This is a genomic window from Streptomyces sp. NPDC030991, from assembly GCF_055571235.1.
Window position 1 is genome coordinate 1 of the sequence record NZ_JBVIFR010000026.1, and the last position, 14,245, is coordinate 14,245.

General features: G+C 71.7%; 13 protein-coding genes and 1 pseudogene. 8 read left to right on the forward strand and 6 right to left on the reverse strand.

Going from position 1 to position 14,245, the window contains the following annotated elements; genetic code table 11:
* Positions 1–165 precede the first annotated feature (165 nt).
* Complete coding sequence (locus ACZ45E_RS34125) at positions 166–1,011, reverse strand: DUF4097 family beta strand repeat-containing protein (RefSeq protein ID WP_468228585.1); 846 nt, start codon at positions 1,009–1,011, stop codon at positions 166–168.
* Positions 1,012–1,104: 93 nt separating this feature from the next.
* Positions 1,105–1,620 (reverse strand): hypothetical protein, encoded by a 516-nt coding sequence (locus tag ACZ45E_RS34130; RefSeq protein ID WP_468228588.1) that lies wholly within the window; start codon positions 1,618–1,620, stop codon positions 1,105–1,107.
* A gap of 230 nt (positions 1,621–1,850) precedes the next feature.
* On the opposite strand from ACZ45E_RS34130, the gene ACZ45E_RS34135 reads away from it, so the two are divergent.
* A complete protein-coding gene (locus ACZ45E_RS34135) occupies positions 1,851–4,055 on the forward strand; it encodes an MMPL family transporter (protein ID WP_468228591.1) in 2,205 nt (734 codons plus the stop codon).
* 135 nt (positions 4,056–4,190) lie between these two features.
* Here ACZ45E_RS34135 and ACZ45E_RS34140 read toward each other — a convergent pair whose 3' ends face one another.
* The 3 genes and pseudogenes from ACZ45E_RS34140 to ACZ45E_RS34150 all read right to left on the reverse strand — a co-directional run bounded on the left by ACZ45E_RS34140 (position 4,191) and on the right by ACZ45E_RS34150 (position 5,780).
* On the reverse strand, positions 4,191–4,796 hold the full coding sequence (locus ACZ45E_RS34140) for a hypothetical protein (RefSeq protein ID WP_468228594.1): 606 nt from the start codon (positions 4,794–4,796) through the stop codon (positions 4,191–4,193).
* A gap of 207 nt (positions 4,797–5,003) precedes the next feature.
* Positions 5,004–5,444, reverse strand: a pseudogene (locus ACZ45E_RS34145) (GPP34 family phosphoprotein); the annotation flags it as partial.
* A gap of 132 nt (positions 5,445–5,576) precedes the next feature.
* Complete coding sequence (locus tag ACZ45E_RS34150) at positions 5,577–5,780, reverse strand: cold-shock protein (protein WP_468228596.1); 204 nt, start codon at positions 5,778–5,780, stop codon at positions 5,577–5,579.
* 299 nt (positions 5,781–6,079) lie between these two features.
* Here ACZ45E_RS34150 and ACZ45E_RS34155 point away from each other — a divergent pair, with 299 nt between their 5' ends.
* From ACZ45E_RS34155 to ACZ45E_RS34175, 5 genes are all read left to right on the forward strand, one after another.
* On the forward strand, positions 6,080–6,505 hold the full coding sequence (locus ACZ45E_RS34155) for a DUF6299 family protein (RefSeq protein ID WP_468228599.1): 426 nt from the start codon (positions 6,080–6,082) through the stop codon (positions 6,503–6,505).
* Between the two features lie 236 nt (positions 6,506–6,741).
* A complete protein-coding gene (locus ACZ45E_RS34160) occupies positions 6,742–6,924 on the forward strand; it encodes a hypothetical protein (RefSeq protein ID WP_468228602.1) in 183 nt (60 codons plus the stop codon).
* A 44-nt stretch (positions 6,925–6,968) separates the two neighbouring features.
* On the forward strand, positions 6,969–7,718 hold the full coding sequence (locus ACZ45E_RS34165; protein ID WP_468228604.1) for a hypothetical protein: 750 nt from the start codon (positions 6,969–6,971) through the stop codon (positions 7,716–7,718).
* Positions 7,715–8,644 carry a DUF6895 family protein gene (locus ACZ45E_RS34170; protein WP_468228607.1) on the forward strand — a complete coding sequence of 310 codons (930 nt, stop codon included), beginning with the start codon at positions 7,715–7,717 and terminating at the stop codon, positions 8,642–8,644. Before ACZ45E_RS34165 ends, ACZ45E_RS34170 begins: the two co-directional genes overlap by 4 nt.
* On the forward strand, positions 8,644–9,738 hold the full coding sequence (locus ACZ45E_RS34175; protein WP_468228610.1) for a serine hydrolase domain-containing protein: 1,095 nt from the start codon (positions 8,644–8,646) through the stop codon (positions 9,736–9,738). The genes ACZ45E_RS34170 and ACZ45E_RS34175 overlap by 1 nt, the downstream gene beginning before the upstream one ends.
* 28 nt (positions 9,739–9,766) lie before the next feature.
* Here ACZ45E_RS34175 and ACZ45E_RS34180 read toward each other — a convergent pair whose 3' ends face one another.
* Positions 9,767–10,033, reverse strand: coding sequence for a helix-turn-helix domain-containing protein (locus tag ACZ45E_RS34180; protein WP_468228613.1), 267 nt, complete (start codon positions 10,031–10,033; stop codon positions 9,767–9,769).
* 116 nt (positions 10,034–10,149) lie between these two features.
* Here ACZ45E_RS34180 and map point away from each other — a divergent pair, with 116 nt between their 5' ends.
* Both map and ACZ45E_RS34190 read left to right on the forward strand, forming a co-directional pair.
* The gene (map, locus tag ACZ45E_RS34185; RefSeq protein WP_468228615.1) at positions 10,150–10,935 is read left to right on the forward strand and encodes a type I methionyl aminopeptidase; all 786 of its coding nucleotides are present in this window, start codon (positions 10,150–10,152) and stop codon (positions 10,933–10,935) included.
* A gap of 93 nt (positions 10,936–11,028) precedes the next feature.
* Complete coding sequence (locus ACZ45E_RS34190) at positions 11,029–14,172, forward strand: glycoside hydrolase family 3 protein (RefSeq protein WP_468228618.1); 3,144 nt, start codon at positions 11,029–11,031, stop codon at positions 14,170–14,172.
* Positions 14,173–14,245 lie beyond the last annotated feature (73 nt).

The following is a 14,245-nucleotide window of genomic DNA, read 5'->3' on the forward strand; positions in this document are numbered from 1 at the left end:
ACACCCAGATGGCCGACCAGCTCGACACCGCCATCGAACAACACGGCAAAGGCGACCTCACCGCCCTCCTCACCGGCGGCGACACCTGGACCGTCGCCGGCTGAGACGTACCCCTTCGGCGGCTTCGGTCGCTTCGGTCGCTGCGCGGGGTTCAAAGACAGGCTCTCAGGGCCTGGCGCGGCGGATGTCGATGGCGCCGTGCTTGGTGCGGGCGCGGACCCGGACGGTGTCCTCGGTCTTCTCCGGGGCGTCCGAGCTGGTGAGGCTGTTGCGCACCTGGCCGGAGCCGGAGGTGACGTCGAGCCAGGCCGCGGTGCCCTCGCGGATGCCGATGTCGATCGAACCGTAGGCCGTCTCCAGCTGGACGGTGCCGCGGGCCACGTCGGCCAGGCGCAGGGTGCCGTGGGCGGTGGTGGCGGTGACCGAGGCCTCGGCGCGCTCGATGCTGATGTCGCCGTTGGCGCCGCTCACGCGCAGGTCGCCGGTGGCGGCGCCGACGGTCGTGCTGCCGTGCGAGTTCTTCAGGACGGCGGAGCCGTCGACGAGGCCGACGCGCAGGCTGCCGGTGCTGGTGCTGATCTCGGCCGCGCCCTCGACGCGGTCCACGGTGATCGAGCCGTGCGACGCGGCCAGCTTCAGCGGGCCGGTCACGTCGAAGCGGGCGTCGCCGGACGAGGTCCGTACGCTGACCTCGCCGAGCCGCCCCTCACCGATCACCTGGGCCCAGGCGCCCGTCATGTCCACCCGTGAGCCGGCGGGCAGTTCGACGCTCACGTCGACCGTGCCGGTGCGGCCCACGAAGTAGCGCTGCTTGGGCGTACGGATGGTCAGGCCGCCACCGGCGTAGGTGACCTCGGTCTGCTCGGCGGCCCGTACGTCCTGGTCCTTCTTGGGGTCGCGGGGCCGGACCTCGACGACGGTGTCGGGGCGGTCGCCCGCGGTGAACTGGATGGAGCCGGCCTCCACGCGGGCGGTGACCGAGATGGCTCGGGGAGTGTCGAACGAAGGCATGGCGGAACCGTCCTCAAAAGTCCTGGATGACCTGGGCGACCTGGGTGAAGTGCGCGGGGGGCGGCGCGGACACGTGGGAGTGGCGCACGCGGGTCAGCGCACCCAGCCCGTGAGGCTGTGTCCGACGGCCTGGCTCTTCAGCGGCGTACGGGGGGCGGCGGCGCCGTCGACCGCGGCCGACACGGCGCGCACCAGCCAGGCGTTGACCGACAGGCCCTCGCGGCCGGCGGCCTCCTCGGCGCGGGCCTTGAGGTGGGCGGGCAGCCGCAGGTTGACCCGGGCGGCGGCGCCCTCGTCACCCTCCGCGGGCACGGGGGCCTTGAGCGGTTCGAAGGACGGGGCCGGCTGCGCGGCCGCGTTCTCACTGGGGGGCAGGGTCACCACGAAGTCGGGGTCGAGACCGCGCAGCCGTACGTCCACCGAACCGGGCGCCAGTTCCCGGGTGATCTCGTCCATCGCGGCGGAGATCACGTTGAGCAGGGTCAGACGGGTCGCCGACTCCAGGGGAGCGGTGAGCCGCTCGGCCAGCTCGCGGGCGTCGTCGCCGCCGGCCTCGGCGGCCACCGCGAGCTCCCGGCGGAGGGTGTCAATGTACGGCGTGAGATCCATGGCGTCATTATGGCGCCAAAATGGCATCATGCGCAAGTTTCGCTGATGCCATGTCCGGCCCGGCGGGAACCGCGACCACACGTGCCGCAACCCGGCCACGCGCGACGGCACGTGACGCACCATCACATCTCGGACTCAGCCGATCCGCACGGGGTCCACCAGGTGGTGGACCCCAGGTTCCACCGGTCGCCGCTGTCGGCGCCACACACCCCACGAAGAGCATGGATCACATGAAGAACCTTCCTGTACGCATGGCTCGCTGGAGCGCCGCCAACCCCTGGCGGGGCATCGTCGGCTGGCTCGTCTTCGTCGCCCTGTGCCTCGGCGTCGGCATCGTCGCCGGCACCAACCCGGCGACCACCGAGGACTTCCGCATCGGTGAAGCGGGGCGCGGCGAGGCGATCGCCGCCGAGGGCGGGCTCCAGCAGCGCCCCGTCGAACACATCCTGATCACCGCGAAACCCGGCGCCGGCACCTTCGACACCGAGGCCGCCGACGCGGCCGCCGCCGACATCGCCACCCGCATGGACAAGCTCCCCGAGGTACGCGCCGTCGCCGACCCGGTGCGCGACGCGGCGGGCACCGCGGTGCGGGTCACCGTCACCATGAACGGCCCCGAACTGGAGGGCAAGAAGCACGTCGACCCGCTCCTCGCACAGAGCGCCGCCGTCCAGAAGGCCCACCCCGGGCTGCGTATCGAGGAGACCGGTTCCCCCTCCATCAGCAAGGGCGTCGACAAACTCCGCGGTGACGACCTCTCCCGCACCGAGGTCATCGCCCTGCCCGTCACCCTCATCACCCTGCTGCTGGTCTTCAGCTCCGTCGCGATGGCCCTCGTACCGCTGCTGCTCGCCCTGTCCTCGATCGCCGCGGCCATCGGCCTGTCGATGGTCGCCTCGCACGCCTTCCCCGACGCGGGCGTCGGCACCAACGTCATCCTGCTCATCGGCCTCGCCGTCGGCGTCGACTACACCCTCTTCTACCTCAAGCGCGAACGCGAGGAACGAGCCCGCGCGGGCGGCGGACTGAGCCCGCAGGCCGTCGTCGAACTCGCCGCCGCCACCTCCGGCCGCGCCGTCGTCCTCTCCGGCCTCGCCGTCGCGATCTCCAGCGCCACCCTCTACCTCGCCGACGACGTCATCTTCTCCTCCATCGCCACCGGCGCCATCGTCGTCACGCTCGTCGCCGTCGTCAGCTCCCTCACCGTGCTCCCCGCCCTCCTCGCCAAGATGGGCATGCGCGCCGAACGCCGCGCGGAGCGCCGCGTCGCCCGCGGCCTCGCCCCGAAGAAGGAGCGGGCCCAGAGGAACGGCCCTGGCCGGCTGACCGCCGCCGTGCTGCGCCCCGTCGTCCAGCACCCCGCCGCCACCCTCATGGTCACCGTCGTCGCGCTGCTCGCCCTCGCCGCCCCCGTCCTCTCCCTCAAGCTCACCGACATGGGCCGCGAGACACACTCCCGCTCCATCGCGGCCATGCGGGTCTACGACCGCCTCAACGCGGCCTACCCCGACCTCAAGTCCATGCACCAGGTCGTCGTCCGCGCCGAAGCGGACCAGTCGCCCGAGGTCACCGCGGCGCTGCGCACCCTCGCCGCCGACGTCGAGGACGACCCGCGCCTCAGCGGCGCCTCAACCCTGCGCACCTCGCCGGACAAGCGCGTCACCATGCTCCAGCTCCAGGTCCCGCACCACGTCAGCAGCGACGAGGCCCAGTCCTCCCTCAAGGACATCCGCACCACCTACGTCCCCGAGACCGTCGGCAGGATCCAGGGCGCCGAACACGCCGTCACCGGCGACGTCGCCCGCTACACCGACTACCCGACCCACCAGGAAGAGAAGCTGCCGCTCATCATCGGGGCGCTGCTCCTGGTCACCTTCGGCATGACCGTCTACGCGTTCCGTTCGATCGTCCTCGGCCTGGTCGGCATCGTCCTCAACCTGCTCTCCGTCGCCGCTTCCCTCGGCATCCTCGTCCTGGTCTTCCAGCACACCTGGGCCGAGAGCGTCGTGGACTTCACCTCGACCGGATCGATCGGCTCCCGCGTCCCCCTGTTCCTCTTCGTGATCCTCTTCGGCCTCTCGATGGACTACCAGGTCTTCGTGATCAGCCGGATCCGGGAAGCCGCCCTGCGCGGTGTCCCGACCCGCAAGGCAGTCATCGAGGGCATCGGCAGCTCAGCCGGCGTCGTCACCAGCGCCGCCGTCGTCATGGTGACCGTCTTCGCCAGCTTCGCCGCCCTGCACCTCATCGAGATGAAGCAGATCGGCTTCAGCCTCGCCGTCGCCGTCCTCCTCGACGCCTTCGTCATCCGGATGCTCGTCCTGCCCTCCCTGATGCTGCTGCTCGGCGAAGCCAACTGGTGGCCGTCGCGCGGTGTGCGCCGCGCCCGCACCACCCCCGAGCCGGCCCCCCGCCCCCTGGAGCCGGTGAGCTGAACGGCACACCGGCCGACACCCCGGAACCCCTCACCCATGAGGTGCGTCACCGTCCCACCCACAGGACCGAGACACCGCCATGACCGAACACGTGTGAGTGCCGTACGACCCCGCAGCCGACGGGAAGGTGTGGCCTCAGCCGGCGTCGGCCGCGGAGGTCGCGCGGGCCGGCTCGGTGAGGGTGTACATCACCGACCGCTGCTGCTTGTGGCGCCGGATCTTCCCCTTGGCGACCAGCGACTCCAGGGTGTTCCGCACGACCTGAGGAGTGGGGGAGCGGTCCGGGTGCTTGCCCACGAGCTCCTCCCGGAGCTCCTTGGCCAGGCGGGGTTCGTCATAGGCCGCGAGCAGGTCCATCAGCAGCGACCCGAGGAGGGGCCGGCGCGGCTCGCCCTTCGCGGCGGCCTTCGGGACCGGCGCGGTCGTCGTGGTCGTCGCGGGGGACGGCTTGCCCGTGGACCGGGACGTGCGCCGCGCCGGCGAAGAGGCGGAGGGCCGCGAGCGCTTCTTCGTCCCCGTGAGGACGGGCTCGCTCTGCGCCTGCTCGGGGAGCGGGGGCAGGTCCTTCCTGCCTTCGTAACGTTCGGCGAGGCGGATGATGTCGACCAGGAGGGACTCCTCCTGCTCCAACATCTTGAGTTTCTCGGTCAGTTCCCGCTGCCGGTGACGGTTCTCTTCCAGATCCGACGCGGCCTGCTCCACGTACCGCGACCGGAGCGTGGCGGCTGATTGGCTGGTCACAACCGTTCACTCCCTACTCATGGTGGACGCCGCGCAGGTGCTCACACCGAAACGTCGGAGCACCGCGGCAGCGATCCTTCCTCACCATACGGGAGACACCCCAGGGCGTGCGGGGCCGCCGCCGAAACCCACATGGGCGGTGGAACACGTGTTCAACTGTGGAGAAGTGTCCGGTCGGCGGGGATACGCTCCTCGGGAGTGCTCGCGTTACAGGGCGCGCCAGATGTTGTCGAACGCGGCGTTCTCGACCGAACGTTGCTGGCGTACCGCCTCCAGCTCCATCACCGCGCTCCCGACAGCGGCCAGGACGGCGGCGCCGGTCGCGTCGTCGGCGAAGTCGGCCCGGCCGTCGGCCGGCTCGGCCGGCGGGTCCTGGACTCCGGCCGCGGCGGCCAGGGCCGCGAGTACCGGCTCGCCCGACGCCAGCCGTTGCGCGGCCTGACGGCGGGCCGGTGAGTCGAGCGGCACCCTCCGCTCGGTCCGCCGGGAGATCAGGTGGCCCCGTGCCCGGGCCGCGGAGCCGGTCCGCTCCAGCTCGTCCACGTAGGCCGCGGACAGCCCGCGGCCCCGGCGCCACAGCCACTCCTCGACGGACTCGTACGGCTCCCGCCGCACGAGGAGGACCGCGGCCGCGTCGAGGAGGCGGTCGGTGAAGGACGGAACGACGAAGAACGGGACGACGAAGGGCGGAACGACGAAGGACGGAACGACGAAGGGCGGGTCGGCCGGATGGCCGCCCCCGCCCTCGGTCGGGTCACCGGGTGCCGGTGCCGTGCTGGTTCAGCCGCGGACGATGTTCTCGGCCTGCGGGCCCTTCTGGCCCTGGGTGACGTCGAAGGAGACCGTCTCGCCCTCGACGAGCTCGCGGTAGCCGTTGCCGGAGATGTTGCTGTAGTGGGCGAACACGTCGGGTCCGCCGCCGCTCTGCTCGATGAAGCCGAAGCCCTTTTCGGAGTTGAACCACTTCACGGTACCGCTGGCCATACTGCTGTCCTTTTACTTGTGCCCGACAGGGTGCCGGGCTGGGATATCGAGAACACCGCCCGATGATCACGAACAGTGCCTGGCACCGTTTTACCCCGTCCACGTGTGCACACACCAGCCCTACGGGCTGTGGGATGACGGATGGTGGCAAGTTCCCCCCGCACCCACCGGCCGTCCGCGGGATTTCGTCCAGGGGCGGTGCGGACTCGCCCCCGAAGGGATGACGGTCGACGGCCGGGCACGGGGTGCCGGTTATGAATGGAGGTCTCTGACCGAACACCGAAAAAGGAGCATCTCTCATGTCATCTCGGCTTCGCCCCGTCCTGGGCACGGCTGTCGTCTCGCTCCTGCTCGCCGCCCCGGCGGCGTCCGCCACCGAACCGAACGAGTACGTCACCGTCGATCCGGCCGGACGCGTCGCCGCCGACGGCACCGTGACGCTGTCCGGCACGTACCGCTGTCAGCACAGCACCGGCCTCGCCTTCGTCTCCTCCTCGGTCCGGCAGGGCTCCGAGACGAAGCGGTACGGCATCGGCGGCACCTCGGCCGTCTGCGACGGTGCCGAGCACCGCTGGCAGAACTCCGGCGAGACCCACGCGGAGCCGGTCAAGCCCGGTGTCGTGCACGTCGAGGCGACCGTGATGGAGCTCCGTCTGCGCAACGGCCTGCCGCTGCCGTACTTCCACGCGGTGCGCAACGAGGACGTGACGCTGAAGGGCGAATGACCGGCTGAGCAGGCGCTTTCCCCGGCATCCCGGATCCGCCGCCCCTTCCGTTCACCCGTTTGGCCTAACGCCGGGTGGCTCGGCCTCGCCCCGCTCGTACCGGGCCGGCGGCCCGGTGGCGGCGGCGATCTCCGCGCCTGCGGGGGTCGTATCGGTTGCTCCGTACCAATTTGTGGTGTTTCTGTGAGGTGTTGGGGCACTGCTGCAGTGCCGACATCGATGCGGAGGAGCCAATGATGCTCACCCTCCAGACCACGAGCCTCAAGCTCGACAAGGACGTCATCGAAGAGTTGATGGCCCCCTCGGAAGCGCCGGTGACCGACGCTCCGATCCCCTCGCCGGAGAACGGCGGTGCGGGCGCTCTTCTGCTGGGTCTGCTGCTCTCGCCGAAGGAGCCGAAGGAGCCGAAGGGCCGGTGATCAGCGAATGCTCACGCACCGCCCACAACGGGTCGGCTGAGCGTTTGGCCTGTCGTGTGCTCGACGCCCTCCGGGGCGCCGGGCACACGGCTGTCACCGCGGGCCACCTGGAGGACGCCGCGGCTCTGACGCCGGAGGAGCAGGTGGCCGCCCTGGGCGCGGTCCGCCTCCTGGGCGCGGACGTCATGGCGCCCTACGTACTGACCGGCCGCACCCCGCCCGCCGAGGAGACGGCCGCCGTCGCCGCCGCGCTCGACGCGCTCCCGCCGGCCCAGCCACCCCCCGCCGCACCGCCCCAGGGCCCGGAGCCGGCCTGGGTACGGGGGTGGGTGGACTGGTCCCTCGTCACCGTCCTCGCCCGTCTCGACCCCGCGTTCGTGCCGCCGGCGGCGCCCCAGCCACCGCCGCCCCCGCAGTGCGAAGCGCCGACAGCGCCCCGGCACACCCCCGCCACGGTCCACGCCGACGGGACCCGCCAGGGCTGGGTGCCCTGGTCGGTGCTGATGGGACAGCTGGCCCCGCTCGCCCTGCCCGGCCTGGACGGGCCGGTGCACCAGGCCGCCCGGTCCGCCGCGACGGGCCTGGCCCGCGGTGCCACGCGCGCTGTGCTGCGGCGCGACTTCCCCACCGCGGCCCGGATCAACCGCTGGCTGGCCTGGCTGCACGCCGAGAACGTACAACTGCCCCTGGACCCCGTGCCGTTGACCGAGCACATCGCTCTGCTCGGCGGAGGCGGACGCGTCGTACTTGACACCGCCATCGCCCGACGACTGCTCGACCAGGGGCCCGCATGAGCCACCCTCCCGCCGACCTCGCCCACACCGTCGGCTCCCGGGCGCTGCACTGGCTGCACGCCAACCGCCACCACGGATCCCTGTCCGACCTGCCCGGCGCGGACCTCAACGCCGACGCAGGCGCGTACAAGGCACTGGGCGAAACGGCCCTGGCCGCCTCGCTGGTCCTGCGCGGCGGCGCCGCCGGCACGACCGAACTCACCCTCGCTCGCGAACTGCTCGCCTACTGCTGGGAGCAGGCGAACGAGGGCGCACTGCTGTACGAACGGCTGTTGCGTTACCCCTTGAAGACGGACCCACTGGAGACGTACGCACACTTCAACCGGGGCGGCTTCCGCCACGAGGAACTGGACGAACTGCTCGCGCACACCGTCACCCTGACCTCCACACATGCCTCCGAACACGTACCCAACCGCCGGCTCGGCGTCGCCAACGCCCTGCGCGTGAGCGGACTGGACCACGGAGCCGGGGCACCCGACTGGGCGGAGCTCACCCGCGCCACCTGGCTCGGCCACACACCCGACCCCTGGCACATCGACTGGCTGACCGCCTACGCCGTCACCCACACCGTCTACCACCTCACGGACTGGGGCCGGCTCCCCACCGGGGTCCCCGCCGACCTCACCGCATACCTGCGCCGCTGGCTCCCGGTGTGGACCGACATCTGGTCGGAGGCCGGCCACTGGGACCTCACGGCCGAGCTGATGATCGTCGACATGTGTCTGCCCGATTCCCGGGTCGACCCCGAGGACTGGCAGCGGCTGGCCGAGGTCCAGCACGAGGACGGCATGCTGCCCCGCGACGCCCAGCCCGTCGACGACGACCCCGCCCAGCGCTTCGACGACCACCAGCACCCCACCATCGTCGCCGTCATCGCCGGGAACCTGGCGCTCACCCGCGCGCTGGAAGAGCCGCAGCCGCACTGATGCCGCCCGAGCCGACATCGCCGGCCCCGGCTCCCACCCGTCCGTGGCCCGCGGCGGAGCCGTACCTCCCGGCGCTGCTCTCCGCGGCACCGGCGGCCGGCGCGGTCGCGGTCGGCCTGCACCACGACGGACGGCGCGCCTTCCTCGTGCACGGCACCACGGCACACCACGACGGCGCACCGGCGGACGAGGCGACCCGGTTCGAGATCGGCTCCCTCACCAAGACGTTCACCGCCCTGCTCCTCGCCGAGCAGGCCGCCCGCGGCGAACTGGGCCACCACGACCCCCTCTCCCGCCACCTGCCGCCGGGCAGCCGCCTGCCACCCGGCGCGGGGGCCATCAGCCTGACCCACCTGGCCACCCACACCTCGGGCCTGCCCCGGCTCCCGCCCGGCCTGCTGCGCGCGGCGGTCCCACACCTGTTCACCAACCCCTACGCGGCCTTCACCACCGCCGACACCCTGCGCGCCCTGGCCCACACCCGCCTGCGTTCCCGGCCGGGCACCCGCGTGCACTACTCGAACTTCGGCGTCGGCGTCCTGGGCCATGCCCTGTGCGACGCGGCCGGCGCCCAGGACTACGGCTCCTTGCTGGCCGCCCGCGTCCTGGACCCCCTGGGCCTGCACGACACCGACTGCGGCGCCCGCGCCCGGGACCCCGCGTCCGACGCCACCGGCTCCTGGCACGGCCGCCCCCGCCCGCCGTTCAGCATCCCCGGGATGCCGGCGGCCGGCGCCGTCCGCTCCAGCGTGCGCGACCTGCTGACGTTCACCGAAGCGCTGCTCGACCCCGAGGGCACGGCGGGGGAGCGGCACCGCCCTGCACTCCTGCGCGCCGCGCTCCACGACACCGTCCGGCCGCGACTCGCCCTGCGGCAGGGTGCCCGGCAGCTCTCCCTGATCTGGAACGTCCGCCCGCGAGGCGACGGCTCCCGCCTCTACCACCACTCGGGCGGCACCCGCGGCTGCACCGCCTTCGCCGGGTTCGACCCGGACCGGCGCGTGGCGGTCGTCGCCCTGGCCAGCTGCGCGCCGGGCCGCGGCAACGACCTGATCCAGCAGGCGTACAACACATTGCGGGGTCTTGGTGGCTGAGCGGGCTGTACTGAGCCTTCCGCTCCTGCTAGGAAGCCTCGCTCAGGGCGGGGTCGGTGCGCCAGACGAGGGCCAGTTCGGACAGCGGTACGTCGAGCACCTCGCTGAGCCGGACGATGGTGCCGAACGCGGGGGTGGGCAGCCGGCCGGTCTCGATCTTGCGGAGGGTCTCCGGTGAGATCTCCGCCGCCAGGGCCACTTCGGCGGGGCTGCGTCCGGCGCGGGCGGTGCGCAACGCGGCCCCGAGGCGTCGGCCCGCCTCGATCTGTTCGGGGGCGAGCGGGTGGCGGACCATGGGCCCATGCTAGAGCCGCAGGCGGTGGGGCAGCAACCATCTCTCTGGTATAGATATACCGGCGGGGCCTGGTATAAATATACCTGTCGGTCGCCCCGGGAAAATCGAGGAACGCAGTGATCGAGCACAAGTCACCCGAAGACATCGAGCGCATGCGCGTGACGGGGCAGTTCGTCGGCCAAGTGTTGGCCGAGCTGGCCGACCTCGCCCAGGTCGGCGTCAATCTGCTGGACCTGGAGCAGCACGCCCGCCGCCGCATCAAGGAGCGCGGCGCGCAGTCCTGCTACTGGGACTACGAGCCCTCGTTCGGCAAGGGCCCGTTCCGTAACGTCGTATGTCTGTCGGTCAACGACGCGGTGCTGCACGGACTGCCGCACAGCTACAAGCTGCGCGACGGGGACCTGCTGACGATGGACATGGCGGTGACCATCGACGGCTGGTCCGCGGACTCGGCCCGCTCTGTCATCGTCGGCACGCCGTCCGCGGCGGACCTGCGGCTGATCGAGGCCACCGAGGTCGCCCTGGCCGCCGGGATCGAGGTGGCCCGCCCGGGGAACAGGCTGGGGGACATCTCGGCGGCCATCGGCGCGGTCGCCGCCGAGTACGGCTACCCGGTCAACCTGGAGTTCGGCGGGCACGGCATCGGCCGCACCATGCACGAGGACCTGCACATCCCCAACGACGGCCGCCCCGGCCGCGGCTGGAAGCTGCGCCCCGGCCTGACCATCGCGATCGAGCCCTGGTTCGCCGCCGGCACCGACAAGATCGTCTACGACCCGGACGGCTGGACGATCCGCTCGGCCGACGGTTCGCGCACCGCCCACTCCGAGCACACGGTCGCCATCACCGAGACCGACCCGCTCGTGCTGACGCGCGTTGACGGGCCGAAGAGCGCTTCATAGCCTCCTCGTGCGCCCGGCTCCCGGCCGGCGCGGACGGAGAGGACGCCCTCGGTGAAGGCGTTGTGGCGACACCCCCGGCGTGGACCTGTGTTCGTGGCCGTCGGGGCCGCGGTAGTGGGGGCGACCCTGGTGTTCGGCGGGCTGATACCCGCCGGGCCGGCGGCCGACGGCCCCCGGCCCCGCCCCCTGGAGCAGGCGAACGCGGCCCTGTCCCGCCACGCGGCGGCGCAGGGCATGGTCCTCCTGGAGAACCACGAGGGGGCGCTGCCGATCGCCACCTCCGACGCCGTCGCCCTGTTCGGCGCCGGCGCCTACCGGACCGTCAAGGGCGGCACCGGCTCCGGGTACGTCGACAACCGCTACACCGTCAGCGTCCGCCAGGGCCTGGAGAGCGCCGGTCACCACGTCACCACCGGCGACGCCTACTGGTCGGCCATGACCGCCGCCTACGACAAGAAGTACGGCGCCGCGCCCGGCCCCTTCGGGCGCAGGGTCGACTACGCCTCCCTGGAGCAGCCGCTCACCGCCGCCACCGCCCGGCCGACCGCGAGGACCGACACCGCCGTCTACGTCCTCGCCCGCAACTCCGGTGAGAACAAGGACCGTTCCGCGGGCAAGGGCGACTACCTGCTCGCCGACACCGAGCGCGCCAACCTCGAACTCCTGGGCCGCGGCTACCGACGCGTCGTCGTGGTCATCAACTCCGGCGGCATCATCGACACCAGCTTCTACCGGCAGATCAACGCCGCGCGGCGGGACCCGGCGGGGGGCCCGGCGCTGGACGCGATGCTGCTGATGAGCCAGGCCGGACAGGAGAGCGGCAACGCACTGGCCGACGTACTGGACGCGACCGTCACCCCCTCCGGCAAGCTCACCGACACCTGGGCGTCCAGCTACTCGGCGTACCCGGCCGCCGCGACGTTCGCCGACAACGACGGCGGGTCCGCGACCGAGAAGTACGACGAGGGCATCTACGTCGGCTACCGCTACTTCGACTCCTTCCACCGCTCCCTCGACCGGAAGAACCCGGCAGGCGCCGTCAACTACCCCTTCGGGTACGGGCGTTCCTACACCGACTTCGCCATCCGGACCCGGCAGGTCACCGCGGACGCGAAGCGGGTGACGGTCCGCGCCGTCGTCACCAACACCGGCCGCCGCCGCAGCGGCCGGGAAGTCGTGCAGGTCTACGTGTCGGCCCCGCAGAGCGGCGCCGACAAGGCGTACCAGCAGCTGGCCGGGTACGTGAAGACCGACGAGCTGCCTCCCGGCGCCTCGCAGACCGTGACGATCGGCTTCGCCCCCGCCTCCCTGGCGTCCTACAGCGAGTCCCGCGCCGCCTGGGTCCTCGACGCGGGCGACTACGTGGTCCGGGTCGGCGACTCCTCCCGCGCCACACATGTCGCCGCCACACTGCACCTGGCCGACGACGTCGTGACCGAGCAGGTGCACAACGAGCTGGACGACCAGAGCCCGGGCCGTGAACTGTCCAGCGATCCGGCCGACTTCTACACCTACCCCGCCGAGAAGCGGGAGATCGCCGCCGCCCGGCGCATCACCCTCGACGCCCGCGCGTTCCACACCGTCGAGAGAGCCTCGGACCACGAGCAGGACGTCACCGTCGACGCCACCTCGCCCTATCACGCGCTGGACGGCACGAAGATCTCCTCCACCACCGTCTACCTCGACCGCGACCAGAAGAACTGGGAGAGGACCGGCGCCCCCTACGCGCCGAAGACCGGCGAGAGAACCACGTACGTCAGGACCGACCCCGCGAGCACGCTCTACGACGTCGCCAAGGGCCGGACGTCGATCGAGCGGTTCGTCGCCGGACTCCCCGTCAGCACGCTCGCCACGCTCGTCGAAGGCACCGACGCGGGAGGCAGCACACGCTCCGCGGTCGGAGCCGCCGGCTACACCACCGGCGCCCACGAGGACCTGGGCATCCCGAGCATGACCCTCTCCGACGGCCCGGCCGGACTGCGCCTGACCCAGAAGATCCCCACCACCCCGGCCACGTACCAGTACGCCACGGCCTGGCCGATCGGTACGCTGCTCGCCCAGACCTGGGACCGGGACCTCGTCCGCCGGGTCGGCGACGCCGTCGGCAAGGAGATGAACAGGTACGGCGTCTCCCTCTGGCTGGCCCCCGGCATGAACATCCACCGCGACCCGCTGGGCGGCCGCAACTTCGAGTACTACTCCGAGGATCCGCTCGTCTCCGGCCTCACCGCCGCCGCCACCACCGACGGCGTGCAGAGCAACCCCGGTGTCGGTGTGACCATCAAGCACCTGGCCGCCAACAACCAGGAGACCGCCCGGACCACCGGCAACTCCGTGGTCGGCGAGCGGAGTCTGCGCGAGAGCGAACTCAAGGGCTTCGAGATCGCCGTCAAGGCGGCCCAGCCGATGGCCGTCATGACCTCCTACAACAGACTCAACGGCACCTACGCCGCGGGCGACTACGACCTCGTCACCGACATCCTGCGCGGCGAATGGGGGTTCGCGGGCCTCGTCATGAGCGACTGGGGCGGCGCGCACGGCGCCACCGCCACCATGTACAGCGGCAACGACCTCATCGAGCCCGGCGGCAAACCCTCGGACATCGTCGACGCCACACTCAGGACACCGCCCACCATCGATCTCACCGGTCTGCCCGCGCACACCAGAACCGTCGGGAGCACCGGTTCGACCAGTTACGCCTTCCGGCTCGGCGGGCTCACCCTCGCGGCCGGCGGCGCCACCACCGTCTCCACGACGGTCGACGCCGCCACCGACTTGTCGAGGACCCCGCTCTCCGGAACCACCAGGATCGACGAGATCAACAACCGGACCCACACCCCCGACCCGGAGTTGACCTCGGTCGACGACGCCTACCGTGCCGTCCGGACGCTGCTCGCCTCCACCGCCCTGACCCGCGGCCAGAAAGCGGCGATCACGGTCACGGACGTGCGCCGCGCCGAGTCGGCGGACACCAGCGGCCCGGTCACCTCGTACAGCGTCACCCTGAGCGGCGACTATCCCGCCGCCGACAGCTACACGATGCGCCTGGGCGACCTCCAGCGCAGCGCCATCCGCGTCCTCACCACGGCGACCAGGACCTCGGCGTTCCGGCAGCTGGCCGCGGCGCGGAACGTCCAGGGCATCTCGGTGGGCTCGTACACCGAGCGGTTCAGGAATCTCGACCCCGTGGTCATTTCCTCCAGAAACCGGATCGAACGGTCGCCTCGCACACCCTGACCAGTGTCAAAAATCACACTCGTGTGCTGCGATGCAACCTTCATGCGACATCGACTGTCTACCGGGGCGAAGG

What these genes read in the sequence shown, in the direction of transcription:
- ACZ45E_RS34170 (WP_468228607.1), top strand. Translation starts at nt 7,715, where the DNA reads ATGAGCCACCCTCCCGCCGACCTCGCCCACACCGTCGGCTCCCGGGCG.
- ACZ45E_RS34150 (WP_468228596.1), bottom strand. Translation starts at nt 5,780, where the DNA reads ATGGCCAGCGGTACCGTGAAGTGGTTCAACTCCGAAAAGGGCTTCGGC.
- ACZ45E_RS34130 (WP_468228588.1), bottom strand. Translation starts at nt 1,620, where the DNA reads ATGGATCTCACGCCGTACATTGACACCCTCCGCCGGGAGCTCGCGGTG.
- ACZ45E_RS34125 (WP_468228585.1), bottom strand. Translation starts at nt 1,011, where the DNA reads ATGCCTTCGTTCGACACTCCCCGAGCCATCTCGGTCACCGCCCGCGTG.
- ACZ45E_RS34135 (WP_468228591.1), top strand. Translation starts at nt 1,851, where the DNA reads ATGAAGAACCTTCCTGTACGCATGGCTCGCTGGAGCGCCGCCAACCCC.
- ACZ45E_RS34160 (WP_468228602.1), top strand. Translation starts at nt 6,742, where the DNA reads ATGCTCACCCTCCAGACCACGAGCCTCAAGCTCGACAAGGACGTCATC.
- ACZ45E_RS34180 (WP_468228613.1), bottom strand. Translation starts at nt 10,033, where the DNA reads ATGGTCCGCCACCCGCTCGCCCCCGAACAGATCGAGGCGGGCCGACGC.
- ACZ45E_RS34155 (WP_468228599.1), top strand. Translation starts at nt 6,080, where the DNA reads ATGTCATCTCGGCTTCGCCCCGTCCTGGGCACGGCTGTCGTCTCGCTC.
- ACZ45E_RS34175 (WP_468228610.1), top strand. Translation starts at nt 8,644, where the DNA reads ATGCCGCCCGAGCCGACATCGCCGGCCCCGGCTCCCACCCGTCCGTGG.